A 25,621-nucleotide genomic window follows, 5' to 3' on the forward strand; every position below is an offset into this window, starting at 1 on the left:
TCTGATTTAAATCAGAACGTAAAGTATCAAAAAATGCTGTAGCACCTTGGACGAAATCTCTTAATACAAGCAAAAAAGTAGGCTTTTAAAAAAAGAATAGTACAAATATCAAAAAATGTTTGACTAATGTTGACATTTGAAAGAACATTTGTTATCTTTAATAGTGTCTTAGCACTCCAATGTGCTAAGTGCTAAAAGAGGTGATGGTTTTGCTGACAGATAGGGAGTTATTGATTTTACAAGCAATCGTTCAGATCTATACGAGTGATGGTCAGCCAGTAGGTTCAAAAGCTTTAGTTAGCCAATTACCGATGCATGTGAGTTCGGCAACAATTCGTAATGAGATGGCGACGCTGGAAGAAATTGGGTTGCTTAAGAAAACTCACTCTTCGTCCGGTCGAATTCCTTCGATCCAAGGCTATCGCTATTATGTTGACCATTTGTTGAAACCTGATAAAGTTCAATCGAGTGATTTGCGACAGATACGTTCTTCGTTTAATCATCAGTTTCAAGAAATTGATGATATCGTTGCCGAATCGGCGGATATGCTTTCTAAGTTAACTAGCTACACTGCCTTTACAGTAAAGCCTGAATTGAAAGATGCAAAGCTTGAAGGGTTCAGATTGGTTCCATTAGGAAATCATCGTGTTATGGCCATTTTGGTAACTGACAATGGTGACGTTCAGAATAGAACTTTTAAGGTGCCTTCAAACGTTGATCCTGAAGCTTTAGAAGCAGTTATTCGGATCATTAATGATGAATTAGTTGGTTTAACGTTGTCAGAAGTTTTCAAAAGATTAGCAACGGATATTCCGAATCAAATCGGAAAGTACATTGAAACGCCAGAGGGTTTCTTGGATGTTTTCGAAGATGTTTTGAAAAAATCAGCAACTGAACGATTCTTTGTTGGTGGGCAGCTAAATTTACTGGATTTTTCCAAACAGCATGATTTGGGTGCAATTCGATCTTTATATAGTTTGATGAACCATTCGACGGATCTTGCCAGCGTTTTGGGTTCGCCAGATCAAAATATTAAGGTTCAAATCGGTAATGAAATTACTAATAATCTGTTAAAAAATTATAGTTTGATTACAGCAACTTACGATGTTGATCAACATGGTAAAGGTGTTATTGCAGTTTTGGGACCAACGAGTATGCCATATTCCAAAATGATTGGGTTGGTTGGTGCGTTCCGAACAGAGCTAGCAAGAAGATTGATAGATTATTACCACGATATTGATGATAGTTGAGAGGTGTGAACGTAGTGGCAGAAGACAAGAAGACTGAAAAGATCGATGAAACGGTCGAAAAACAAACAAAAGAAACAAAAAAAACTAAAGTTAAACCTGATAAAAAAGTAAAGGGCGAAAAAAAGTCCAAGAAACAATCAAAAACGGCTACCCAGATTGAAGAGTTAAAAAAACAAATTACCGAATTGAATGGTAAAGTTGATGCTATAACTGATCAATACATTCGTGCTAAGGCTGAAACGGCCAATATTCAAAAACGAAATGAAAAAGAGCAGGCAAACTTGGTTAAGTATGACGGTCAACACTTAGCCAAAGACATTTTACCAGTGATTGATAATCTTGAGCGTGCTTTGGCGATTGAGGTGTCTGACGAAAATGGAAAGCAACTGAAAAAGGGTATTCAGATGGTTTTTGATCACATGAATAAGGCCTTAAAAGACAATCATGTAACTGAGATTGAAGCAGTTGGTCAACCATTTGATCCACACATTCATCAAGCCGTTCAAACGGTGGCTGTTGAAGAAGGCGGCAAAGCTGATCAAGTAGTGAGTGTCCTGCAAAAGGGATACATGCTAAAAGATCGTGTTTTACGGCCTGCAATGGTTGTTGTGTCACAATAAATTAAAAAGAGGGATAATAAAATGGCAAGCAATAGAATTATTGGTATTGATTTAGGAACAACAAATTCCGCGGTTGCAGTCCTCGAAGGAGACAAACCAAAGATTATTACTAACCCAGAAGGTAGTCGAACAACACCTTCAGTGGTTTCATTTAAAAATGGCGAAACTCAGGTTGGAGAAGTAGCTAAACGACAAGCAATTACTAACCCGGATACAATCGTTTCCATCAAACGTCATATTGGTGAAAAGGGTTATACAGTTAGTGCTGGTGGCAAGTCTTATACACCACAAGAGATTTCAGCAATGATTTTGGAATATCTGAAACATTATGCTGAAGATTATCTTGGTGACACTGTTGAAAAAGCAGTTATCACTGTACCGGCTTATTTTGATGATTCACAACGACAAGCAACTAAAGATGCGGGTAAAATTGCAGGTTTAGACGTTGAACGAATTATCAATGAACCTACGGCATCTGCTTTAGCATATGGACTCGACAAGCAAGATAAAGATGAAAAAGTCTTAGTTTATGATCTTGGTGGTGGTACTTTTGATGTTTCTATCCTTGAATTAGGGGATGGTGTTTTCCAAGTACTTTCTACAAATGGTGATACACATCTTGGTGGTGACGATTTTGATCAAAAGATCATTGATTGGTTAGTTGATGACTTTAAGAAAGAAAACGGTGTTGACCTTTCTCAAGACAAGATGGCTTTACAACGTTTGAAGGATGCTGCTGAAAAGGCTAAGAAGGACCTTTCTGGTGTAACTGAAGCCCAAATCAGTTTACCATTTATCTCGGCTGGAGCTAACGGTCCCTTACATTTGGAAAAAACTTTGACGCGTGCTCAATTTGATCAAATGACTTCTGACTTAGTTGCTCGAACAAAGACCCCTGTTGATAATGCCTTACGTGACGCTGATCTTTCTGCAAGTGATCTTGATGAAATCATCCTTAATGGTGGTTCTACTCGTATTCCTGCAGTTCAAGAAGCTGTTAAAAACTGGACTGGAAAGGAACCTAACCATTCAATCAACCCTGATGAAGCGGTTGCCATTGGCGCTGCCGTTCAAGGTGGTGTCTTAACTGGTGACGTTAAAGATGTTGTTTTACTTGATGTCACACCACTTTCTTTAGGTATTGAAACTATGGGTGGTGTATTCACTAAGTTGATCGATCGTAATACAACCATTCCAACTAGCAAATCACAAGTGTTCTCTACTGCTGCCGATAGTCAACCAGCCGTTGATATTCATGTGTTACAAGGTGAACGTCCAATGGCTGCTGATGACAAGACGCTTGGAAGATTCCAATTGACGGATATTCCACCGGCACCACGTGGTGTTCCTCAAATCGAAGTTAAATTCGATATTGATAAAAACGGGATTGTTAATGTTTCGGCAACTGACAAGGGCACTGGTAAAAATCAAAAGATTACTATCAAGAGTTCTTCAGGTCTTTCTGACGAGGAAATTGATCGAATGATGAAAGAAGCTAAAGAAAACGAAGCTGCTGATGAGAAACGTAAAGAAGAAGTTGATCTTAAGAACGAAGTAGAACAATTAATCTTTACAACTGACAAGACTTTGAAAGAGCTTAAAGGCAAAGTATCTGAGGATGAGATCAAGAAGGCAAAAGATGCTGAAGATGCTTTGAAGAAGGCTCAAAAAGATAATAATGTTGAGGATATGAAGACCAAGAAGGACGACTTGAATAAGATTGTTCAAGACCTTTCGGTAAAATTATATCAACAAGCACAACAACAGGAACAAGCTAAGGGTGATCAAAAAGATGGTTCAGCTTCATCTGATAAGAAAGATGATAAAGGAACTGTAGATGGTGACTTTGAAGAAGTAGATCCTGACAAAGACAAAAAATAAGTGATTGAATTGCTTGATTGTTAATAAAAAGTCAAAGTCATATCGACTTTGGCTTTTTATTACATTTGGTCTATGATATTCTAAGTTTATCGATAAAAATGGAGGATCATAATGGCGGAGAATAAAGATTACTATGAAACCTTAGGGGTATCCAAAGATGCATCTGCCGATGAAATTAAAAAGGCATACCGAAAATTATCAAAAAAGTATCATCCTGATTTGAATAAGGCTCCTGGAGCTGAACAGAAATTCAAAGAAGTAAATGAAGCTTATGAAGTTTTAAGCGACGATCAAAAACGAGCTCGTTATGATCAGTATGGTTCAGCTGATGCAAATGCTGGATTTGGTGGTAACGGTGGTTTTAATTCTGCTGATTTTGGCGGATTTGGTGGCAGTGGCGGCGGGTTCGATGACATTTTTAGCCAGTTTTTTGGTGGCGGTGGTCGAGGTCGTAGTGCACAGCCAAATCAACCTCAACAAGGTGAAGATCTACAGTATCAAATGGACCTTACTTTTGAAGAGGGTGTGTTTGGCAAAAAAACTACAATTAAGTATAATCGAGAAGCACTTTGTAAGACATGTGATGGCTCTGGTGCAAAACCTGGAACTTCACCAGTTACTTGTGCAAAATGTCATGGTGCCGGTTATATTCAAGTAACTCAAAATACACCTTTAGGTCGGATGGTTTCACAACAAGTTTGTGACGTTTGTCATGGAACTGGTAAAGAAATCAAAGAAAAATGTCCAACTTGCCAAGGAACTGGTCATGTAAATGAACGTCATGAAGTCAAAGTGACAGTTCCTGCAGGCGTTGAAGATGGTCAACAAATGCGATTACAAGGTCAGGGTGAAGCAGGTACAAACCGTGGTGGCTATGGTGATCTGTTCATTATCTTCCGTGTAGCACCAAGTAAAGTGTTCAAGCGTGAAGGTGCTGAAATCTATCTGGATAAACGAATTAGTTTTGTCCAGGCAGCTTTGGGTGACGAAATCCAAGTTAAAACGGTTCATGGTGATGTTAAGATGAAAGTACCGGCTGGAACTCAAACCGGGACGACCTTCCGTTTGCGCGGAAAAGGTGCCCCTCGTTTAAGAGGTAACGGTAATGGTGATCAGCAGGTTACGGTCATTGTTGAAACACCAAAGAATATGAATGCAGAACAAAGAGAAGCTATGCGGGCATTCGCTAAAGCTGGCGGCGAAAAGGTTTCTGGTTCAGGTAAGAATGGATTTTTTGATAAATTTAAGTAGTATCTTAAACACGAACAAGATGGTGAACTTTGACAAGCAAATTAATTTTCTTAATGACGCTTGTCTGACATTTAGTTTCGTGTTTTTACTTTTTGGCAAACAGGTTTGAAAATGAAATAATTGAGATTGGCTTCAAACGTTGCTATAATAGGATGAATGAAGTTATATGAAAGTGGGATTTAAAATGCCTGAATACAAAGATTTGAAGGATCGCCAGCAACATATTCGAAACTTTTCGATTGTTGCCCACATTGATCATGGGAAATCCACTCTGGCAGACAGAATCCTGGAATTGACGGATACAGTTGCAAAACGAGATATGCAAGATCAATTACTCGATTCAATGGATTTGGAGCGTGAACGAGGAATTACAATTAAATTAAATGCGGTCGAATTGCATTACAAAGCCAAAGATGGGGAAACATACATTTTTCATTTAATTGATACTCCTGGTCATGTTGATTTTTCCTACGAAGTTTCACGAAGTTTGGCAGCTTGTGAAGGTGCCATTTTAGTTGTTGACGCTGCTCAAGGTGTGGAAGCACAAACTTTAGCCAACGTCTATTTAGCCTTGGATGATGATTTGGAAATTGTTCCGGTTATCAATAAAATTGATTTGCCATCGGCTGATCCAGAACGGGTTCGAACTGAAATTGAAGATGTCATTGGATTAGATGCGTCTGATGCTGTTCTTGCGAGTGCCAAGAAAGGTATCGGTATTCCAGAATTATTGGAACAAATTGTAGACAAAGTACCGGCCCCTGAAGGTGAATTAGATGGTCCTCTGAAGGCCTTAATTTTTGATTCGAAGTACGATGACTACCGTGGGGTTGTGTTGAGTATTCGTTTGTTCGAAGGTATGGTGAAACCTGGTGACCATATTCGCTTAATGAATAGTGGTAGCGAGTACGAAGTGACGGAAGTAGGGGTGAACTCACCCAAACCGATCAAACGCAATTATTTGATGGCCGGTGATGTTGGTTATTTAACGGCTAGTATCAAAGATATTAAAGATACCCGTGTTGGTGACACAGTGACAGGAGTGAAACAACCGGCTAAGGAAGCTTTACATGGTTACCGGGAAATGAACCCGATGGTCTATGCCGGCTTGTATCCAACCGATAATGCGAAGTTTAACGATTTACGGGAAGCTCTCGAAAAATTACAATTAAATGATGCAGCGTTAGAGTTTGAGCCTGAATCGTCACAAGCTTTAGGATTTGGTTTCCGTTGTGGTTTTTTAGGTCTCTTGCACATGGACGTTGTTCAGGAGCGTTTAGAACGTGAATTTAACTTAGATCTTATTACGACGGCGCCATCTGTTACCTATCATGTAGAATTAACAGATGGTAGTGAACTGGTCGTTGAAAATCCTTCTGAGATGCCTGATGCGTCAAGTATTAAAGATGTGAAGGAACCGTTTGTCAAAGCGTCAATAATGGTGCCTAACAACTATGTAGGTCCAGTAATGGAATTATGCCAACATCGTCGAGGGGTGTTCGACACCATGGATTATTTGGACACCTACCGGGTAAACGTGGTGTACTACCTGCCACTATCTGAAATTATTTTTGACTTTTTTGATAAGTTAAAGTCAGGGACACATGGCTATGCTTCGTTGGATTACGAATTGGAAGATTATCGGCCAAGTGATTTGGTAAAAATCGATATTCTCTTGAACAGTAAAAAGGTTGATGCGTTGAGTTTTATTGCTCATCGTAATTTTGCCCAACAGCGCGCAATTGAAATTACTGGTCGGTTGAAGAAAATTATTCCACGTCAAAACTTTGAGATTCCAATTCAGGCTGCCATTGGTGTAAAAATTATTTCACGAACGAATATAAAGGCATATCGAAAAGATGTCACATCTAAAATTCATACAGGTGATCCTGATCGGCGTGCTAAACTTTTGGACAAACAGAAACGCGGGAAAAAACGCATGAAAGCTGTAGGGACTGTGGAAATTCCGCAAGAAGCTTTCATGGCCGTTTTGAAGACAGATACCGAACAAAATGATAATAATTAAAAGATAAATAGTGAGTGGTCATTAAGTATAATTCATTAAATTCACTTACAACGGGTATTAAATAAGTTCATCAAATTGGTTTACTTTTTTTGAAGAATAGCTTAATATAATGATTAACTAGAATTGAGTCAAGGGGCTTTAAGCAAATTTTTTGGAGGTGTTATTTATTTTAAAGCGAACGAAACAGTTCATGAACTCCAATAAATATAAGTATGAAAAACATTATATCAGACCATTAATGACTCCTGAAAGTGTTTATGTTTTTAAGTTTGGAAAAGAAGATTTGAATAATCGCTTGATTATCAAGTATTCCCATACCTGGACAGGACGAATTAAGATTAACGAAATTGATTTGCGCCTGCATAAACAGCAGCATCCTCGAATCTTTAAACGTGAATCTGATCTAATTAAGTATTTGAAGCAGCACGTGAACCAAAAGGAAAAAGGTCGATTGAAGACTAATAAAATCGAACCTGACGAGAAAATAGAATCAAAGTAAGCAAAACAAACGAGTGATGGCAGACGTTGCCAGTCATTCGTTTTTTTGTGGAGCAGGATTATTGTCCAATTTAGTTGACGTTCGATAAATTAAAGAGTATCTTAGCTGTAATGAAACCTTTAAAGATGTCCTGTGAGACTTCGAAGGTAGTCTAGAATAAATTAAGTCTAACTATTATTCTGAACCCCTTTGAGTCGAACAACTCAAAGGGGTTTTAATATATTAGGAGGATTTTAAATGGCGAAAATAAATGAGTTTCACAATGATGATGTCGTTTTGGATATTCATGATCGACCAACATTAGGACACTGGATTGGTTTATCAATTCAACATATGTTTGCAATGTTTGGCTCAACTGTTCTAGTTCCTATTTTGGTGGGCTTGAATCCTGGTATTGCGCTTTTTAGTTCTGGTGTCGGCACCCTAATATACATACTTATTACAAAGGGTAAGATTCCAGCTTATATGGGTTCAAGTTTTTCATTTATTGTCCCAATGGTTGCTTTAATGAAAACAACGGGATATCCCGGTATTGCACAAGGAACGGTGGCTGTCGGGTTAGTATACTTGATTGTTGCCTTAATCGTAAGTTTTGTAGGTTCTGAATGGATCAACAAAATTTTGCCACCCATTGTTGTCGGCCCGATCGTAATGGTGATTGGCTTATCATTAGCCGGAACGGCTGCGACTGACGCTACCATGCGCACACTTACTTCTGGTTCAACCACTTACGATTGGCGATATTTCGCGGTTGCGATGATTACACTATTAGTTACGATTGGATTTAACATGTACCTGAAAGGATTTATTAGTTTAATTCCAATTCTTTTGGGAATTGTTGTAGGCTACGTGGTTGCTGTTTTGTTCGGGATTGTAGACTTCAGCGGTGTTATGGCAGCTTCTTGGTTTTCATTACCAAAATTTCAAGTCCCATTCTTAACTTATCGTTTTCATTTTTATTGGGGCGCGGTTTTGAGTTTGGCGCCGATTGCGTTTGTGACAATGACTGAACATACTGGACATATTATGGTCCTCAACAAACTGACTAAACGGAACTTCTTTGAAGATCCTGGATTAAACCATACTTTGGCTGGTGACGGGACCGCATCTCTTATTGCTGGATTTGTTGGTGGCCCACCTGTTACAAGTTATGGTGAAAATATTGGTGTTTTGGCAATCACCAAAGTCCACAGTGTTTATGTTTTGGCTGGTGCCGGAATGTTTGCAATTATATTTAGTTTTATTGGTAAACTGAGTGCCCTAATTCAAAGCATTCCTTCACCTGTAATTGGCGGAATAAGTTTTCTTTTGTTCGGAACAATTGCTTCCAATGGACTACGGGTATTAATTGATGAGAAAGTAGATTTCAATATTAAACGTAACCTCATGATTACTTCAGCTATCTTGGTTATTGGGATTGGAAATGCTTATCTGCAGTTGGGACAGTATCAGTTTTCAGGTTTAGCCGTTGCAACAGTTTTAGGAATTGTACTAAATTTGGTCTTACCACAAAAGGCTGCTAGTGAAAAAGAATTTGATGATCGAAAAGCTAAATAATGATGCTTTAATTCAAATTTAAAACTAAAGAGTTTGGTCCTTTACTAGGATTAAATTCTTTTTTGCTTTCTATGAAGTTAAAGCTGTAAAATACAAGTAGCATAAATTAATCGTATAGATTGGTGAGTTTTAGATGACAACAAGTTTTGAACAGGTTCAACATTTTCTCCTTAGCGGAAACACAGCAGATATTGCTAAGAAATTATTAGGCAAAAAAATTTGTTTTGAAACCGAGCTTGGGATGTTGAGTGCCTACATTGTTGAAGATGAGGCATATATCGGTCCTAAAGATCAAGCAGCGCACGCTTTTCAAGGACACCGGACACCTAAAAATGAACCACTTTATCATGAAGCTGGTACCATTTATATTTACCAAATGAGAACGCAATTGCTCTTGAATTTGATTACTCAAAAAGTTGACGATCCTCAGGGTGTTTTAATTCGTGCCGTACAACCTGCGGAGGGATTATCTCAATTTCGTAAGAATCGAAAAGTGCAACAGCCATTTGAACTCACCAGTGGACCTGGAAAATTAATGCAAGCCTTTGGCATCCCTAAGTCTTTAAAGGGGACTCGTTTGAATGAGGGTTCCTTAAGCTTAGATCTTGAAGACTTTAAAACGGCGACGCATATTATTCAGAGTGGCCGGATTGGGGTTCCAAATAAAGGTGTTTGGACGTCTGAACCGTTACGATACTTCGTAGCGGGGAATCCTTATGTATCAAAAATGAGGAAACGTGATATTGAGTTTAAAACGTACGGTTGGCAATAACATTTAAGGAGATTGATAACTTTGAAATGGACAGAAATAATTGTACAAACCTCAAATGAGGCAGTAGAAGCAGTTACTAATATTTTGGAAACGGCTGGATCCAAGGGAGTTAAGATCGAAGACGCTGAAGATTATAAAAAATTACGCGCTGGTCGATTTGGGGAAATCTTAAATTTGGCGGATATTCCTCATATCAAAAGTGGTGCATCAGTGACCGGGTATTATCCTGAATCAATAAAAGTTGACGACTTGTTACCACAAATTAAACATCAAGTTGACCAACTTATAAGCTTTGGTTTAGACCCAGTGCCTGCAAACGTCTTGCAAAAGCCATTAGAAGAAACGGAATGGCAAACTGCTTGGAAAAAGTATTATCATCCAGTTCGAATTACCCGTTATTTAACGGTAGTTCCCGATTGGGAAACTTACAAAAAAACGGCCGATGAGGAAAAGATTTTAAAGTTAGATCCTGGTATGGCCTTCGGGACGGGAACCCATCCCACAACACAATTGTGTTTGCAGGCGTTGGAGATGTATTTACGTGGTGGCGAAGAACTCATTGATGTTGGTACTGGTTCAGGTGTTTTAAGTATTGCGGCCAGCAAAATGGGGGCAGGAAAAATTAGGGCCTTTGATTTGGATCAGGTGGCGGTTGATTCGGCTGTGGAGAATCTAAAGCTAAATCCAGATGTAAAAAATATTGAAATCAAACCAAATGATTTACTTGAGGGAATTCAAGTACAAGCAGATGTTGTTGTGGCAAATATTTTGGCTGAAATCATTGAGCCTTTAGTACCACAAGCAAAAAAATATTTGAAGCCGGGTGGTTTATTTATTACTTCTGGAATTATCAAAGATAAATTAAATTTAATCCTTGATGATTTGCAAAAAGATAATTTCGAAATTATTGAAGTTTTACAAATGAAAGATTGGCGGGCAATCGTAGCAAAAAAGCCGGCGGAAGATCAGTGATGTTAAATTAGTGAAACCTAATCAAAGTTTTGATCAATATAGATAAGATGGGAAGGAGTAAAGGCATGCAACGTTATTTTACTGATCAGATGATTCAAACAAAAGTTTCTTTTTCAATAGCCGGTGATAATTTTCACCATTTGGTACGAGTGATGCGTGCTAAAGTGAATGATCAGGCTGAATTTGTTTCAAAAAAGCATGAGGTTTTTATTGGGAAAATTGAAAGAATTGATCCCCAAGAGGCTCATATAATGCCTATCTATCAACTTGAAAAATCGGCGGAACTGCCAGTAGAAGTGACGATTGCATGTGGCATTTCTAAAGGTGATAAAAGTGAATATATTGTGCAAAAGGGCACGGAAATGGGCGCAAGAAATTTTATTTTTTTGCCAACCGAATTTTCTGTAGCTAGATGGCCAGAAAAAAAGGTCACGCGAAAAGTTGAGCGTCTCCAAAAAGTTGCAAAGTCGGCTGCAGAGCAATCACATCGCAATTATATTCCAACTGTGACCTATTATAATGATTTGCAAACTTTATCTAAATGGCCGGGAAAGTTTAAAATTGTGGCTTATGAAGAATCTGCCAAGCATGGCGAGCACACACAATTACACGCCCAAATTGGAAAAATGCAACCGAATGACACTGCATTAGTGTTGTTCGGTCCAGAAGGTGGATTAGCTAATAGTGAGGTCGAATCCTTAAGAGACGTGGGGTTTGTAAGTGTTGGCCTCGGACCCCGAATTTTACGTGCAGAAACGGCACCATTATATTTACTTTCTGCTATTTCCGTTTTAAAGGAAATGAGGTAGAATTAGGAAATATACTTTGAAAGTCAGCAGTGGAGGGATGAATTTGAATAAAACTTTAAAATTTTTTGTCCAAATAAAATGGCGATATTGGGTTGCCGGGGTGGTTTTAGGCGTCTTATTACCGTTTGTTTTACATATTACAAGTGCTTCCCATGTTTTTATTGATCTGTGGTTTTTAATGATCATTAATACACTAGCTGCCATAATTTTGGGATCTTTAATTAAGGCTAATCGTGTGCACTGGGCGTTATTGTGGTTATTTCCAATTTTCTTTTTACTAGGTGTGTATTTGTTTTTACCAAGATACGCTTACTATTTTGTAATTGTTTATTTGAGCACAAGTTATATTGCATATGGGTTAACGAGTTAATCTCTAAAGTTTTAAAAATTATAAAGGGGGCTTACTTATGTCACAAGAGCCGGTTCTTTCTGCTCAAGATGTTTTAAATATGTGTCGAAAATATATGAATGCCGATCACGTGGCGATTGTTCAGAAAGCTTGTGATTTTGCCACCTATGTTCATCAGGATCAATATCGTCAATCTGGTGAAGCTTATATTATGCATCCTATTCAAGTTGCGGGGATCTTAGCTGAACTAAAAATGGATCCGGCAACAATTTGTGCGGGTTTTTTGCATGACACGGTCGAGGATACACTTATTACTTTGGGAGACATCAAGGAGTTATTTGGCTCTGATGTCGCCGTTATTGTGGATGGCGTTTCCAAGATTAGTAAAATTCGCTATAAATCTAACCAAGAACAACTTGCTGAAAATCATCGTAAGTTACTACTTGCGATGTCAAAAGATATTCGGGTCATTATTGTAAAATTAGCTGATCGATTGCATAATATGCGAACTTTGGAGCACCTGCGCCCGGACAAACAACGCCGAATTGCAAATGAAACGTTGGAAATTTATGCACCGCTTGCCGATCGATTAGGAATTAGTACCATTAAATGGGAATTAGAGGATATTTCGTTACGGTATTTAAATCCACAACAATATTATCGAATTGCGCATTTGATGAATTCTCGCCGCGATCAACGCGAAGAGTATATTGCTTTAGCAATTAAGGACATTAAAGACGCGTTAGATGCTTTAAATTTACATGAAATTGATATTTATGGTCGTCCTAAGCATATCTATTCTATTTACCGAAAAATGGTTGACCAACACAAACAATTTAGTCAGATTTATGATCTGCTGGCTATTCGAGTTATCACTCCTTCTATTAAGGATTGCTACGCAGTTTTAGGAGCCATTCACACTCGCTGGAAACCGATGCCTGGCCGTTTTAAAGATTATATCGCGATGCCCAAGGCTAATATGTATCAGTCATTACACACAACGGTTGTTGGTCCAGAAGGCAAACCTCTAGAGGTTCAAATTCGAACTGAGGAAATGCACCGAGTTGCTGAATATGGTGTTGCAGCTCATTGGGCGTATAAAGAAGGTAAAACAGATAAAGTTCAAACCAGTGATACTGGCAAAAAGCTGAATTGGTTTAAAGAAATTGTTGAGCTACAGGATGAAAGTAAAGATGCCGCTGATTTTATGGATTCTGTAAAGGGCGATCTTTTTGGCGATCGCGTTTATGCATTTACACCCAAGGGAGACGTCTTTGAACTTGCCAAAGGATCCGGTCCATTGGATATGGCTTACACGATTCATACAGAAGTTGGAAACCATACGACGGGTGCCAAGGTCAATGGAAAGATTGTGCCATTGGATTATAAAATTAAAAATGGCGACATTGTCGATATTTTAACTTCTTCTAGTTCTGCGGGACCAAGTCACGATTGGATTAATTTAGTCTCTACTCGTAGAGCACGTAATAAAATTAAGCAATTTTTTAGACAGCAAGACCGTTCTGAAAATATCGAAAAAGGCCGCGAAGCTATTGAACACCAACTTAGGCAAACAGGTTTTGATCCATTAATTGTCCTAGAGTCGGAGAAGCTCGAAAAAGTTACTAATAAACTACACTATAGTTCTGTCGATGATCTATATGCTGCAGTTGGTTTTGGAGATCTCGCTCCGGTTGGGGTAGCTAATCGATTAACTGATGATGTCCGCGCTAAACAAGAGGAAGATCGAAAACGGCAAGAAGAACATGAACTCCTTGAAGAGCACCAGACAATTTCAAATGATCATGATTCAGAAAAGGAACGCAAAAAGAAGAGTTCCTCGAGCGGTATTATTATTGAAGGGGCCGATAACCTTTTGGTTCGGTTAAGTCATTGCTGTAATCCAGTTCCAGGGGATCCGATTGTGGGTTATATTACCAAAGGGCGTGGTGTTTCGGTTCATCGTGAAGATTGTCCAAATGTGACACATGCTGAGTCCCAGGACGAACGGTTGATTGGTGTTGAATGGGAAGATACGGCTGATGCACATAACAATTATGCGGCCGATCTTGAAGTTGAAGGCTATAATCGTAATGGCATGTTGAACGATATATTAAAAAAAGTCAATAACACAACACGCTACTTAAATTCTGTAAATGGAAAAGTTGATCATAATCGCATGGTGACAATCAGTTTGACAGTTGGTGTGCGCAATTTGAATCATCTTAATCATATTATGGATAGTTTAAAAACTGTGAAGGATGTATACGTGGTCAAGCGACCTACACATTAAGCTTACAAACTGACCTTGAAATTTAACTTTAATCTTATGTTTAAGGATTTTAGTTTAGACTTCAGGGTTTTTGTTTTAATTTTTATAAAAGGAGTAATTGATAATGAGAGTAGTTTTACAGCGAGTTAAACATGCACAAGTTTCCATAAAACAAGAATCAGTCGGTAAAATTAACACTGGTTATTTATTATTGGTTGGTTTTGAAGATAAGGATGGCACTGAACAAATTGATTATTTAGTTCATAAAATTGTTAACCTTCGTGTGTTCGAAGATGAAAAGCACAAAATGAATTTAAATTTAGCAAAAGTGAATGGTAGCATTTTGTCTGTTTCTCAATTCACACTTTATGCAGATACGAAGCATGGTAACCGTCCTGGTTTTACGGATGCCGGGGATCCGAAACATGCAAAGAAATGTTATGACCAATTTAATCAGAAACTAAGAGAAGCTGGTGTCATAGTTGAAACTGGCGAATTTGGGGCTGACATGCAAGTTGATTTGCAAAATGACGGGCCAGTAACCATTATTTATGACACGGATCAACTTTAAGTTAGGAGTTTTCACATGGATTTATTTTGGGATTTTGATGGGACTTTGTTTGATACTTATCCAATTATGGTCGAAAGTTTCGAAGCGGCTTTAACCGCAAATCAGGTACTTCACACGACGGCAGTTGATTTATATCAGGCCATGCGGCGAGGGTCATTAGGGAAAACGCTAGCAAAATATGCGCATAAAAATGGTTTGGATCTCGCAAATCTTAAACAAGATTATGCGAAATATGAATCGGAAATTTTGGGCAGGGCAATACCATTTTCAAATGCCTATGAAGTCTGCCAGAAAAACGTCCTTTGGAACGGCCGTAACTTTTTGCTTACCCATCGAGATGATCAAGCTAAGAAATTATTAGCAATGCATGGTTTCGGAGAATTGTTTACAGGGTATGTGACAGGAGCCAATCAGTTTCCTAGGAAACCGAATCCAGCTTCTTTAAATTATTTAATTAAACAGTTTAAAGTCAACAAAAAAACTGCCATCATGATTGGAGATCGTAATCTCGACATTTTGGCAGCTCATAACGCGGGTATTAAAGGAATTCTATTTGACCCGGATCATACTATTCAAGTGACAAGTTCACCTGAAAAACAAATTAAAGACCTAGCCGAATTATTGGTTATTTTTAACTAAAAAGTCCTATTCAAAAAACTGGGTAAGTGCAACTGTGACTGCAGAAGCAACTTGCTTTCGGTAGTGATAGCTACTAATTTGTTTAAAATCGTTGCTGGTGTTGATATAGCCGCCCTCAATTAACAATGCGGGTTGCGTATTGTCACGAATCACTTCGAAGTCCCCAAATTGGACACCTCGATTATTTAAACTGATTTTTGATTTTAGCTGGATATTCACTAATTCGGCGAGCCTTAATGACGTTTTTTTGTGGTAGTAGTAAGTGGTATCACCGGAACCAGAGTTGTTTTCTGGTGCAGAATCATAATGAAAGCTGATAAAGGCATTTGCTTTGTGTTTATTGGCCATAGTTGCTCGAGCTGCCAGACTTACGTATTCATCGGTTGATCTTGTCATCAAAACACGTGCGCCTTTTGCCTCAAGTGATTTTTGTACAAGTTTGGCTGTTTTTAAAGTGTAAGTCTTTTCTTCATGTTTTTGATTAATTCCTAGAGCACCAGAGTCATTGCCACCGTGACCAGGATCTAACACAATAGTTGCTTCGGAAAGATTGGTGGCCTTACTGAAATTAAATTTGCGGTTGGTCAGCCAGCTGGGAATCCAGCCGAAATGATCGTCATTATAGCGAACACGTAGCCAACCACTTTTCTTCTTTAAAACAGTGACCCGTTTTCCTGAATTAACTATTCCAGATTTGGAATATGAAAGGGCTGGTCCGGTGCGAACCACCACATTATCTAAACTAACACGCACTGTTTTATCAGAAAAGAGCGTATGTGTCAGAAAAAATGTGGCAATTAAACAAATTAAAATGATGCTTAGTTGAAGTCGATTTTGCTTGATTAGATTGCGAAACTTAGTGGTCATAATTTATACTCCGTATTTCAGATTCTTTTCATTATTATATACCAGATGACGCGAAAATTGCGATATTTCTCTTTGAACCCTTGACAGCGAACCGATAGTTTAGTAATTTTAATGGTAGTTTAATATTAAAACCAGAGACAAAGAATAGTAAGCAGTCTCCTTTTTCAGAGAACCCAGAATTGCTGTGAGTGGGTATTTGGATCTGCTAAAGACACTTTCGAGGTGAGTCTGATATTCAGACTCCGTTGTAAGACGTTATCTAGATGAGTATTTAATTAAGGTGGTACCGCGCCTAAGCGCCCTTGTATAAAAACAAGGGCGTTTTTTATTGTTTTTAGAATTTTTTAAGATCTATAGGAGGGTTTACTATGAAATATCAACGTCCAAAAGGGACGGCCGACATTTTACCTGAAGAGGCTGTTGCTTGGAGTTACATTGAAGATGTTGCAAAAAAATTGTTTGCAAATTATCGATTTAACGAAATTCGTACCCCAATGTTTGAAAATTTTGAAGTTTTTTCTCGAAGTGCTGGTGATACATCTGATATTGTGACAAAGGAAATGTATGATTTTCACGATAAAGGGGATCGACACATCACCCTTCGTCCTGAAGGAACTGCTGGTGTTGTGCGAGCTTTTGTTGAAAATAAGCTTTATGGTCCGGAACAAATTAAGCCAGTTAAACTTTACTACATGGGACCAATGTTTCGATATGAGCGACCACAATCAGGTCGACTTCGTGAATTTCATCAAATTGGTGTAGAGGCATTTGGTAGTGAAAGTCCTAATTTAGATGTTGAAGTCATTTCGATGGGCATGCATTTATTGAAAAAATTGGGAATTAAAAATCTCAAACTTGTGATTAATACTTTGGGTGATCAAGAAACTAGGAAAGCTTATCGAGCAGCATTGATTGCTTATCTAGAACCTCATTTTGATGAATTAAGTGATGATTCCAAGGAACGTTTGCACCGGAATCCTTTACGAGTACTAGATAGCAAGGATAAGAATGACCAAAAATTAGTTGCTGATGCGCCTTCCATTTTGGATTATCTGAGTGAAGATTCAAAAAAACATTTTGAAACTGTTAAACAACTTTTAGATGACTTAGATATGCCCTATGAAGTAGATGCATCCATGGTGCGCGGACTAGATTATTATAATCACACGATTTTTGAAATTATGGCGCATGATAAGGTGCTAGGAGATGGCGACGTTACAGTTTGTGCTGGTGGCCGGTATAATGGCCTAGTTGAAGAATTGGGAGGCCCAGAGACGCCAGGAATTGGTTTTGGGCTAGGTGTTGAGCGACTTTTATTATTGATGCAGGCTCAAAAGGCAGCATTGCCGGAAACTAACTCATTAGATGTTTATGTTGTGGGAATTGGTGATGAGACAAAGGCTGAAACCTTAAAAATAGTTGAGGCTGTTCGTGAAAATGGCTTTAGTGCTGATCAAGATTATCTCGATCGAAAACCTAAAGCACAGTTTAAAACAGCTAATCGGCTGAATGCCAAAATTGTGATGACAATTGGAAACGACGAGTTGGCTAATCAAGTGGTAAATTTAAAGGTCATGGCCACGGGTGATGAGCACCAAGTCAAACTTGAAGATGTGTATAAAAATTTTCCAAAACTATTTGGCAAATTCTTAGAGAAATAGGAGATAGGTAATATGAAACGCACAACATATGCTGGATTAGTGAATAAACAATATTTGAACCAAGACGTTGTTTTAAAAGGTTGGGTTCAGAAGCGACGTGATCTGGGTAATTTAATTTTTATTGATTTACGTGATCGTGAAGGAATCGTTCAGTTAGTTTTCAGTAAGGAATTTTCTGAAACGGCTTTAGATGTCGCTGATGAGCTACGTAGCGAATACGTCATTGAAATTAACGGGAAAGTTGTTCCAAGATCAGAAAAAGAAATTAATCCGAACATGAAAACTGGGGAAGTCGAAGTTGAGGTCCATGAAGCAAAGATTTTAAATAAGGCGAAAACACCACCATTTTACATTCAAGACAATATCAACGTTTCTGATGAATTACGTCTTAAATATCGATACCTTGACTTACGACGCCCTGAAATGCAAAAGGGCCTGATGATTCGTAATCGTATCACCCAAGCTGTTCATAGCTACTTTGATGAAAACGGGTTTATTGACATTGAAACGCCAGATTTAACGAAATCAACGCCTGAAGGAGCCCGTGATTATTTAGTTCCTTCAAGACTTTATCCTGGGCATTTCTATGCTTTGCCACAGTCACCACAATTATTTAAGCAGTTGTTAATGGGGGCAGGTTTTGATCGCTATTATCAAATTGCACGTTGTTTCCGTGATGAAGATTTACGCGGGGACCGTCAACCTGAGTTTACCCAAATCGATATGGAAACTAGTTTTCTAGATGCAGAAGAGATTCAAGATTTGACCGAAGGCTTAATTGCTAAAGTCATGAAAGACACCTTAGATATTGACGTTAAATTACCTTTTGACCGAATTAGTTGGAATGAATCTATGGCCCGCTTTGGAACGGATCAACCTGACGTTCGTTTTGGAATGGAATTAAAGGATCTTTCTGACATTATGAAAGATTCCGAATTCAAAGTCTTTTCAGGGGCTGTTGCGAATGGTGGACAAGTTAAAGCAATTGCGGTTCCTGGTGGCGCTGACTTATATTCTCGCAAGGCAATTGACAAGTACACCGAATATATTAAACGGTTTGGCGCAAAGGGGTTAGCTTGGCTGAAAGTTACAGATGATAGTTTTTCAGGCCCCATTGCTAAATTCTTTAAAGATGATGCGATTCGGGAACAGATTTTAAATGCCACCGAAGCTAAGAATGGTGATTTACTATTATTTGTTGCTGACCGTATCAAAGTTGTGGCAGATACTTTGGCATATTTGCGGGTTACAATTGCAAAAGAGCAGAATATGATTCCAGACGACAAATTTGCCTATCTGTGGGTCGTAGACTGGCCATTGTTTGAATATGACGAAGGGGATGGACGTTGGGTTCCTGCGCACCATCCATTCACGATGCCAAATGAAGAAGATGTACACTATCTAATGAACGATGATGAAGATCCTCATAAAGCGCGTGCACAAAGCTATGACATTATTTTAAATGGTTTGGAACTTGGTGGTGGATCAATTCGTATTCATGATCGCAAACTTCAAGGCCGCATGCTGAAAGCCTTAGGATTTACCAAAGAGCGGGCTGAAAAGAGTTTTGGTTATCTCTTGGATGCGTTGGATACTGGTTTTCCACCACATGGTGGCCTTGCAATTGGTTTGGATCGTTTTGCACGTTTGCTAGCTAAACGTGATAATATTCGCGATGTTATTGCCTTTCCTAAGAATTCAAAAGCCGTTGAGCCAATGACTTCTGCACCACGACCAGTAGCTGAGAAACAACTACAAGAATTACATCTATTTTCAGTAAATGAAAATGATGAAAATAACGAAAATAAATAGATTATAAATTTTGATCAGCTGAGTAATGCTTAAGATTACCAGCTGATTTTAATTATTTAATCAAAAAATCAGAAAACAAAAGTGGGTTATGATACTATATAAGCTGAATGTAGCTTGAAGTTAATTTTGTAAAAATGGAGATGTTGAATAATGAGTAAAGAAGAAACAGCAATTTTTGCCGGTGGATGTTTTTGGTGCATGGTTCAACCATTTGACTCGTTGCTAGGCATTAAAAAGGTAGTTTCTGGTTATACAGGTGGTCACACTGTGAATCCCACCTATGAAGAGGTTAGTTCGCATACAACTGGCCATACTGAGGCAGTTAAGATTACATTTGATCCTGAAATTATGTCTTATCAACAGTTAGTTCAAATTTACTGGCAACAAACAGATCCAACCGATGCTATGGGCCAATTTCAAGATCGGGGAGATAATTATCGACCAGTTATCTTTGTGAATAGTCCAGAGCAACGCCGAATTGCAGAACAATCACGGGATGCACTTGCAGTAAGTGAACAGTTTGACGATCCAATTGTGACCAAAATTGAAGATGTGGCTCCATTTTATCCTGCAGAAGATTATCATCAGGATTTCTATCGAAAAAATCCTGAAAGATACGCACAGGAAGAGGCTGGTGGCCGAGACACTTTCAGAAAAGCTCATTGGGAAAAGGAGAATTAATGACTTTTCATGGATAAACAGTTTAAAAAGATTGCCAAACGACATCAATACACTGCCTTAGCTGGAACTGCTTTTATTTATGCAATTTTAGTTTCAATCGCGATGAACTTCTTTTGGACCCCAGGTAAGATCTATGCTTCAGGAATTACCGGTTTTGCGCAGTTAGTTTCGACACTAAGTGGTCGCTATCTGCCTTTTAGTCTATCGACAGCGCTTATGCTTTTTGTCTTAAACGTTCCGCTGTTTTTCTTAGCATGGGCTCAGATTGGTCATCGATTCACTTTATTTACGATTTTATCGGTTGGTCTTGCAAGTATTATGATTAAAGTGTTGCATCCCATGACGTTGACTACGGATCCAATCATTTGCGCTATTTTTGGTGGAGCAGTAAACGGTTATGGTACAGGGCTAGCCTTAAAAAACGGACTGTCAACTGGTGGTCTAGATATTTTAGGAATGGTTTTACGAAAACGAACAGGAAAAAGTATTGGGACCATTAATATGGTGTTTAATGCATTTATTGTTTGTGCAGCAGGATACGTTTATGGTTGGCCATACGCATTTTATTCCGCCATTGGTTTAATTGTAAATGCCAAAATTATGGACATGACGTATACTAGGCAACAACGCATGCAAGTGATGATTGTCACGGATAGGCCGAAGAGCGTGATTGATAGTGTGCAAAACCATATTCGGCGAGGTATTACAATTGTTCACGGAGCTGAAGGTGCCTACAATCATCATCAAAAAACCATCCTGTTTACTATTATTTCACGATATGAAATGAGTGAACTGGAAATGGCGATGAAGGAGTCAGACCCGAAAGCGTTTGTAAGCATTTCTGGGAGTGTCAAAATTTTAGGGCATTTCTATGAGCCGTCACTATAAATCAAGGAGCAAGCGAAATGAAGAATATTTATATGTTTCTCGTTCGACTATGTTCGCTATTATTTGCTGGGCAAAGAAAAACACAAGTCACTTATTTAATGAGTTTTGGAAATAATAATGAGTTTGTTAGCCGTTTAGCAGAACGAATTGCACCACTAAAACTGAATGTCTATTATCAGCATGAGGTTGAAAACGATGTTCAAGAATTAAAAACTATTAAAACCATTCAATTAACGGAATTCGATAATGGCTCTTTTGTATTTTTTAAGTTAATCCCTCAATTAATGCGTAGTAAGTTAATTTTAATTGATAATTACTATCCTTTTATGGGAGGAATTATCAAAACAAAACGGATGCGAGTGTCACAGTTATGGCATGCAAATGGGGCTATTAAAGAATTCGGATTCAGTGATCCCTCAACTGAACGACGACGTCCATCAGCGCAAGTCCGATTTCAACGGGTTTACGATGTGATGGATGATATTTTCGTTGGTTCTCAAAAAATGGCTGATATTTTTCAAATAAATTATCGTCTAGATGGTCATCAAATGCGCAAATTGGGTTACCCAAGATCAGATAAATTTAGTGATAAAAATTGGGTTACTCAAGCAAGAGATAAATTTTTTACCCGTTACCCTGAACTAAAGGACAAGCGTTTGATTTTATATGCGCCGACCTATCGGAAGGGAGTCAAATTTTCTTTTGCTCCGGGATTTGAAAATCTGAAATTACCAAAAAATACCGTTTTAATTTTACGGTTGCATCCTCATTTACAGGATTTGGAAAAGCAATGGGAGCAAAAAGAATCTTTTATTACTTCAATTGATCCAAAAATCTCAACAGATGAGTTATTAACGGTTACCGATACACTTGTCACGGATTACTCGTCTATTTTATTTGATTATACTTTGCTTGATAATGCGCATAATATTGGGTTATTTACCTTTGACCAAAACGATTTTGAAAAGAAAGTTGGTTTACAAAGGGATTTTTCTGATGACTTTCATGCCATTATGATTACTAGTGTTGATCAACTTTCACGTTTTTTTGCAAATCCAGAAGACCAAAAAAGTATTATTATGGCAATTAATGAAACGTGGAATCAATATAATGATGGTAAGGCTGCGGAACGAATAATTGATTTTTTGATGAAACGGAGTGGCTTTTAAATGTTTCATATGATTGGACAACTCATAAAAGTTCTAATCCGCTACTTTTTGATATTAATCAATGACTGTCTTATTTGTTTGCCTATTAAACGCCACTTAATTATTTTTGAAAGTTTTAATGGGCAAGATGTTAGTGATAATCCTGCAGCAATCTATCAAGAATTAGTTTTGACCCATCCAGAGTATGCACCTTCCTTGTTTTTTGGCATTAAGGGTCGACGTTTTGAAGAAGTAAAAAGAACATATCCAGAAATTCAGATACTAAAACGTTGGTCGTTTAAATGGATATGGACTGTTGCACGTGCGGAATACTGGGTGTTTAATTCACGCATGCCATTGTGGTGGCATAAGAATCGGGGAACTACATATGTGCAAACCTGGCACGGAACACCATTAAAGAAATTGGGTATAGATATTGAAAACGTGGAGATCCCTGGGACAACTACGACAGAATATCATGCAGCTTTTAAAAAAGAATCAGCACGTTGGAATTATTTGATTGCTCCTAATTCTTATTCAGAAGCCATTTTCAAACGTGCATTTGGCTTTAATAATAAATTTATTCGATCGGGGTACCCGCGCAATGATGTGTTGTATTTAGATAATAATTTAGACACTATTCGTCATTTAAAACTTAAAATTCTTGGTGCTAGTGATGCTAAAGTAGTTTTGTACGCGCCAACTTGGCGGGATGATGAGTTTATTTATAAGGGACGCTATCGTTTTGATTTACCGTTTGATTTAAAAAAGTTTTTTTCGCTAGTTTCACGTGATACAATTCTGATTATTCGACCTCATTATTTGGTTAAAGATCATATTGATATTCGTGGATTTGAAAAACGTGTGAGAATTTTAGCTGATACTGACATTAATCAACTTTATTTGATTAGTGATTTGCTTATTACCGATTACTCATCAGTTATGTTTGATTTTGCCAACTTGCATCGACCAATGCTCTTTTTCCCTTATGATTTAGATCACTATGCAGGTAAACTACGAGGTTTTTATTTTAATTATTTAGAAGAATGTCCTGGCCCAATTGTGACCACGTCAACGGAATTTTATAAACAACTCTCGGTGTTTGACTTTGAGGGGACGTTTGCCAACTATGACCGTCAGTTTAATGAGTTTCAGAAGAAATTTACAAGTTGGGAAAAAGGAACCGCTGCAAAACAAGTTATTAAAGCGATTGGAATTTACGAGGAGGAATAAGGCATGTTATTAGGATCTCACGTAAGTATGAAAGCACCTAAAATGTTTTTGGGTTCAGTAGAAACTGCAATTGCTTATAAAGCGAATACGTTTATGATTTATACAGGTGCTCCGCAGAATACGAGGCGCAAACCGATTGAAGAGCTTCGGATCTCTGAGGGTCAAAAGCTCATGCAGCAAAACTCGCTAAGCAACTTGATCATTCATGCACCTTATATTGTGAATTTAGGAAACACAAAAAAGCCGGAAAGTTTCGAGTTTGGGGTCAATTTTTTAAAGAATGAAATCAAACGGGCGGATGCCTTGGGTGCGAGTGAAATTGTTTTACATCCAGGAGCCCATGTGGGAGCTGGGCCACAGGCTGCAATTGATCAGATTGTGCAGGGATTAAATGAAATCCTGTCTGAAGATCAACATGTTCAGATTGCAATCGAAACGATGGCCGGAAAAGGGACTGAGGTCGGGAAAACTTTTGAAGAGATTGCTGAAATCGTTAAAAGAGTAAAGTTGCAGGATAAGATTGCTGTCTGTTTTGATACCTGTCATACGAGTGATGCAGGTTATGGGATTCGAGATCACTTTGACGACGTTCTTGAAGAGTTCGACCAAAAAGTTGGTTTGAACTATTTAAAGGTTATCCATTTGAATGATTCCAAAAATCCGCAGGGGAGTCATAAAGATCGGCATGCAGATATTGGTCTGGGCACAATTGGATTTAAAACGCTGAATAAAATAGTCCACCATCCTCAACTCACGGCGGTTCCAAAGATTATGGAAACTCCGTGGATTCCAGATCCTAATGATGTTAAACAAAAATATGCGCCGTATGGTTATGAAATTGCCATGCTGAGAGCAGAAAAGTTTAATCCTGATTTAGTTTCCGATGTACTTGAACAAACTGAATTTGATGCGTTTTTAAAGTAAATTAAAAAAACAAAACAAAGTCGGCAAAAACATAGTTTTTGCCGACTTTGTCTTGTTTTATTCGCTCTTTTTGTAAAATTCTTATTCTTCGCTTACATCCACATCGAGACTTTCCATAATTAATGTTGCAGTTTCCTCAATGGATTTATTAGAAGTTTTGATGACTAAACATCCCAAACGTTTGAAGATTTCATCAGCGTAATCTAACTCGAGTTTGATTCCTTCCGTGTTAGAGTATGAAGAATCTGGATTTAAACCATAAGAAATCATTCGTTGCCGTCGAATATCATTTAAAACTTCTGGCGTTGTAGTTAAACCGAAGATTTTTTTAGGATCAACTTTCCAAATTTCATCAGGAATTGCAGCTTGTGGTACAAGTGGTAGATTGGCAACTTTAAATCCTTTATTAGCTAAGTAAAGAGAAAGTGGTGTTTTTGAAGTCCGAGAAACACCAAGAAGCACAATATCAGCCTTTAAGAAGCCAGTCGGATCTTTACCATCATCATAGGTTACGGCAAATTCCATTGCAGCAATTTTGTCAAAGTAGCCTTCATCTAAACTATGCACAGTCCCAGGTTTATTAGCTGCTTTTTGACCTGTTTGTTGTTTAAAAAGCGAAATTGCAGGGGTTAAAACATCATAATACAAGATTTTGGCTTGCTCACATTGATCTTTTGCAAACTTATTTAGTTCTGGATTAACAAATGTAGAAAATACCATGGCTTTTTGACGTTTTGCACGTTTCAAAATGCCATCGAGTAAAGACGTTGTCTGTGTAAACGGATAACGATCAAATTCAAATTTTTCATTTGGAAATTGAGCAGAAGCAGCCTTGGCTACAGAATCTGCAGTTTCTCCAACTGAATCAGAAATTATAAATACTTTTGTTGACATAATCAATCACCCTCATCCTTTTAAGTTAAGTCTACCATACAGGGA

23 protein-coding genes and 1 other annotated feature are annotated in these 25,621 nt (G+C 38.1%); of the genes, 21 read left to right on the forward strand and 2 right to left on the reverse strand.

The window, feature by feature from the left end:
* The first annotated feature begins 209 nt into the window (after positions 1 to 209).
* From hrcA to DD627_RS01305, 14 genes are all read left to right on the forward strand, one after another.
* Positions 210 to 1,250: a heat-inducible transcriptional repressor HrcA gene (gene hrcA, locus DD627_RS01240; protein ID WP_286984560.1), complete on the forward strand. Its 1,041-nt coding sequence runs from the start codon at positions 210 to 212 to the stop codon at positions 1,248 to 1,250.
* A gap of 14 nt (positions 1,251 to 1,264) precedes the next feature.
* Positions 1,265 to 1,870, forward strand: coding sequence for a nucleotide exchange factor GrpE (gene grpE, locus DD627_RS01245; RefSeq protein ID WP_057782690.1), 606 nt, complete (start codon positions 1,265 to 1,267; stop codon positions 1,868 to 1,870).
* A 21-nt stretch (positions 1,871 to 1,891) separates the two neighbouring features.
* Positions 1,892 to 3,751 (forward strand): molecular chaperone DnaK, encoded by a 1,860-nt coding sequence (dnaK, locus tag DD627_RS01250; RefSeq protein ID WP_260274867.1) that lies wholly within the window; start codon positions 1,892 to 1,894, stop codon positions 3,749 to 3,751.
* A 111-nt stretch (positions 3,752 to 3,862) separates the two neighbouring features.
* The gene (gene dnaJ, locus DD627_RS01255; RefSeq protein WP_057782694.1) at positions 3,863 to 5,002 is read left to right on the forward strand and encodes a molecular chaperone DnaJ; all 1,140 of its coding nucleotides are present in this window, start codon (positions 3,863 to 3,865) and stop codon (positions 5,000 to 5,002) included.
* 184 nt (positions 5,003 to 5,186) lie between these two features.
* Positions 5,187 to 7,028: a translation elongation factor 4 gene (lepA, locus tag DD627_RS01260; RefSeq protein WP_260274868.1), complete on the forward strand. Its 1,842-nt coding sequence runs from the start codon at positions 5,187 to 5,189 to the stop codon at positions 7,026 to 7,028.
* A gap of 166 nt (positions 7,029 to 7,194) precedes the next feature.
* On the forward strand, positions 7,195 to 7,527 hold the full coding sequence (locus DD627_RS01265; protein WP_260274881.1) for a hypothetical protein: 333 nt from the start codon (positions 7,195 to 7,197) through the stop codon (positions 7,525 to 7,527).
* Positions 7,528 to 7,764: 237 nt separating this feature from the next.
* Positions 7,765 to 9,084: a uracil-xanthine permease family protein gene (locus DD627_RS01270; RefSeq protein ID WP_260274869.1), complete on the forward strand. Its 1,320-nt coding sequence runs from the start codon at positions 7,765 to 7,767 to the stop codon at positions 9,082 to 9,084.
* A 133-nt stretch (positions 9,085 to 9,217) separates the two neighbouring features.
* The gene (locus tag DD627_RS01275; protein ID WP_260266880.1) at positions 9,218 to 9,856 is read left to right on the forward strand and encodes a DNA-3-methyladenine glycosylase; all 639 of its coding nucleotides are present in this window, start codon (positions 9,218 to 9,220) and stop codon (positions 9,854 to 9,856) included.
* A 21-nt stretch (positions 9,857 to 9,877) separates the two neighbouring features.
* Positions 9,878 to 10,828 carry a 50S ribosomal protein L11 methyltransferase gene (gene prmA / locus DD627_RS01280; RefSeq protein ID WP_260274870.1) on the forward strand — a complete coding sequence of 317 codons (951 nt, stop codon included), beginning with the start codon at positions 9,878 to 9,880 and terminating at the stop codon, positions 10,826 to 10,828.
* A 65-nt stretch (positions 10,829 to 10,893) separates the two neighbouring features.
* Positions 10,894 to 11,637 (forward strand): 16S rRNA (uracil(1498)-N(3))-methyltransferase, encoded by a 744-nt coding sequence (locus DD627_RS01285; RefSeq protein ID WP_057782702.1) that lies wholly within the window; start codon positions 10,894 to 10,896, stop codon positions 11,635 to 11,637.
* 43 nt (positions 11,638 to 11,680) lie between these two features.
* On the forward strand, positions 11,681 to 12,007 hold the full coding sequence (locus DD627_RS01290) for a hypothetical protein (RefSeq protein ID WP_084254217.1): 327 nt from the start codon (positions 11,681 to 11,683) through the stop codon (positions 12,005 to 12,007).
* Between the two features lie 37 nt (positions 12,008 to 12,044).
* Positions 12,045 to 14,279: a RelA/SpoT family protein gene (locus DD627_RS01295; protein ID WP_260274871.1), complete on the forward strand. Its 2,235-nt coding sequence runs from the start codon at positions 12,045 to 12,047 to the stop codon at positions 14,277 to 14,279.
* A gap of 103 nt (positions 14,280 to 14,382) precedes the next feature.
* Complete coding sequence (gene dtd / locus DD627_RS01300; protein ID WP_057782708.1) at positions 14,383 to 14,829, forward strand: D-aminoacyl-tRNA deacylase; 447 nt, start codon at positions 14,383 to 14,385, stop codon at positions 14,827 to 14,829.
* Between the two features lie 15 nt (positions 14,830 to 14,844).
* Positions 14,845 to 15,468, forward strand: a complete 624-nt coding sequence (locus DD627_RS01305) for an HAD-IA family hydrolase (protein ID WP_068804919.1) — start codon at positions 14,845 to 14,847, stop codon at positions 15,466 to 15,468.
* A gap of 6 nt (positions 15,469 to 15,474) precedes the next feature.
* On the opposite strand, the gene DD627_RS01310 is transcribed toward DD627_RS01305, so the two are convergent.
* Positions 15,475 to 16,335, reverse strand: a complete 861-nt coding sequence (locus DD627_RS01310; RefSeq protein WP_260266876.1) for an N-acetylmuramoyl-L-alanine amidase family protein — start codon at positions 16,333 to 16,335, stop codon at positions 15,475 to 15,477.
* A 125-nt stretch (positions 16,336 to 16,460) separates the two neighbouring features.
* Positions 16,461 to 16,642 (forward strand) — a binding site (T-box leader).
* A gap of 61 nt (positions 16,643 to 16,703) precedes the next feature.
* Here DD627_RS01310 and hisS point away from each other — a divergent pair.
* The 7 genes from hisS to DD627_RS01345 all read left to right on the forward strand — a co-directional run bounded on the left by hisS (position 16,704) and on the right by DD627_RS01345 (position 24,682).
* Positions 16,704 to 17,996, forward strand: coding sequence for a histidine--tRNA ligase (hisS, locus tag DD627_RS01315; protein WP_057782714.1), 1,293 nt, complete (start codon positions 16,704 to 16,706; stop codon positions 17,994 to 17,996).
* Positions 17,997 to 18,008: 12 nt separating this feature from the next.
* The gene (gene aspS / locus DD627_RS01320) at positions 18,009 to 19,808 is read left to right on the forward strand and encodes an aspartate--tRNA ligase (protein WP_260274872.1); all 1,800 of its coding nucleotides are present in this window, start codon (positions 18,009 to 18,011) and stop codon (positions 19,806 to 19,808) included.
* Between the two features lie 150 nt (positions 19,809 to 19,958).
* Positions 19,959 to 20,489 carry a peptide-methionine (S)-S-oxide reductase MsrA gene (gene msrA / locus DD627_RS01325; RefSeq protein ID WP_260274873.1) on the forward strand — a complete coding sequence of 177 codons (531 nt, stop codon included), beginning with the start codon at positions 19,959 to 19,961 and terminating at the stop codon, positions 20,487 to 20,489.
* A gap of 9 nt (positions 20,490 to 20,498) precedes the next feature.
* Positions 20,499 to 21,377 (forward strand): YitT family protein, encoded by an 879-nt coding sequence (locus tag DD627_RS01330; RefSeq protein WP_057782721.1) that lies wholly within the window; start codon positions 20,499 to 20,501, stop codon positions 21,375 to 21,377.
* A 17-nt stretch (positions 21,378 to 21,394) separates the two neighbouring features.
* Positions 21,395 to 22,546: a CDP-glycerol glycerophosphotransferase family protein gene (locus DD627_RS01335; protein WP_057782723.1), complete on the forward strand. Its 1,152-nt coding sequence runs from the start codon at positions 21,395 to 21,397 to the stop codon at positions 22,544 to 22,546.
* Positions 22,547 to 23,758: a CDP-glycerol glycerophosphotransferase family protein gene (locus tag DD627_RS01340; protein WP_260274874.1), complete on the forward strand. Its 1,212-nt coding sequence runs from the start codon at positions 22,547 to 22,549 to the stop codon at positions 23,756 to 23,758.
* A gap of 3 nt (positions 23,759 to 23,761) precedes the next feature.
* Positions 23,762 to 24,682, forward strand: coding sequence for a deoxyribonuclease IV (locus DD627_RS01345; protein WP_260266872.1), 921 nt, complete (start codon positions 23,762 to 23,764; stop codon positions 24,680 to 24,682).
* An 81-nt stretch (positions 24,683 to 24,763) separates the two neighbouring features.
* On the opposite strand, the gene DD627_RS01350 is transcribed toward DD627_RS01345, so the two are convergent.
* Entirely contained in the window at positions 24,764 to 25,576 is an 813-nt protein-coding gene (locus tag DD627_RS01350; protein WP_057782726.1) for a pyruvate, water dikinase regulatory protein, read from the reverse strand.
* Positions 25,577 to 25,621: the final 45 nt, after the last annotated feature.

This window comes from Pediococcus sp. (genome assembly GCF_003533255.1).
GTDB classification, from domain to species: domain Bacteria; phylum Bacillota; class Bacilli; order Lactobacillales; family Lactobacillaceae; genus Pediococcus; species Pediococcus parvulus.

Coding starts and splice junctions, on each gene's coding strand:
- dtd (WP_057782708.1), top strand. CDS start 14,383: ATGAGAGTAGTTTTACAGCGAGTTAAACATGCACAAGTTTCCATAAAA.
- DD627_RS01285 (WP_057782702.1), top strand. CDS start 10,894: ATGCAACGTTATTTTACTGATCAGATGATTCAAACAAAAGTTTCTTTT.
- DD627_RS01350 (WP_057782726.1), bottom strand. CDS start 25,576: ATGTCAACAAAAGTATTTATAATTTCTGATTCAGTTGGAGAAACTGCA.
- DD627_RS01310 (WP_260266876.1), bottom strand. CDS start 16,335: ATGACCACTAAGTTTCGCAATCTAATCAAGCAAAATCGACTTCAACTA.
- DD627_RS01305 (WP_068804919.1), top strand. CDS start 14,845: ATGGATTTATTTTGGGATTTTGATGGGACTTTGTTTGATACTTATCCA.
- DD627_RS01340 (WP_260274874.1), top strand. CDS start 22,547: ATGTTTCATATGATTGGACAACTCATAAAAGTTCTAATCCGCTACTTT.
- DD627_RS01335 (WP_057782723.1), top strand. CDS start 21,395: ATGAAGAATATTTATATGTTTCTCGTTCGACTATGTTCGCTATTATTT.
- hisS (WP_057782714.1), top strand. CDS start 16,704: ATGAAATATCAACGTCCAAAAGGGACGGCCGACATTTTACCTGAAGAG.
- DD627_RS01345 (WP_260266872.1), top strand. CDS start 23,762: ATGTTATTAGGATCTCACGTAAGTATGAAAGCACCTAAAATGTTTTTG.
- lepA (WP_260274868.1), top strand. CDS start 5,187: ATGCCTGAATACAAAGATTTGAAGGATCGCCAGCAACATATTCGAAAC.
- dnaK (WP_260274867.1), top strand. CDS start 1,892: ATGGCAAGCAATAGAATTATTGGTATTGATTTAGGAACAACAAATTCC.
- aspS (WP_260274872.1), top strand. CDS start 18,009: ATGAAACGCACAACATATGCTGGATTAGTGAATAAACAATATTTGAAC.
- DD627_RS01295 (WP_260274871.1), top strand. CDS start 12,045: ATGTCACAAGAGCCGGTTCTTTCTGCTCAAGATGTTTTAAATATGTGT.
- DD627_RS01275 (WP_260266880.1), top strand. CDS start 9,218: ATGACAACAAGTTTTGAACAGGTTCAACATTTTCTCCTTAGCGGAAAC.
- DD627_RS01330 (WP_057782721.1), top strand. CDS start 20,499: ATGGATAAACAGTTTAAAAAGATTGCCAAACGACATCAATACACTGCC.
- msrA (WP_260274873.1), top strand. CDS start 19,959: ATGAGTAAAGAAGAAACAGCAATTTTTGCCGGTGGATGTTTTTGGTGC.
- dnaJ (WP_057782694.1), top strand. CDS start 3,863: ATGGCGGAGAATAAAGATTACTATGAAACCTTAGGGGTATCCAAAGAT.
- DD627_RS01270 (WP_260274869.1), top strand. CDS start 7,765: ATGGCGAAAATAAATGAGTTTCACAATGATGATGTCGTTTTGGATATT.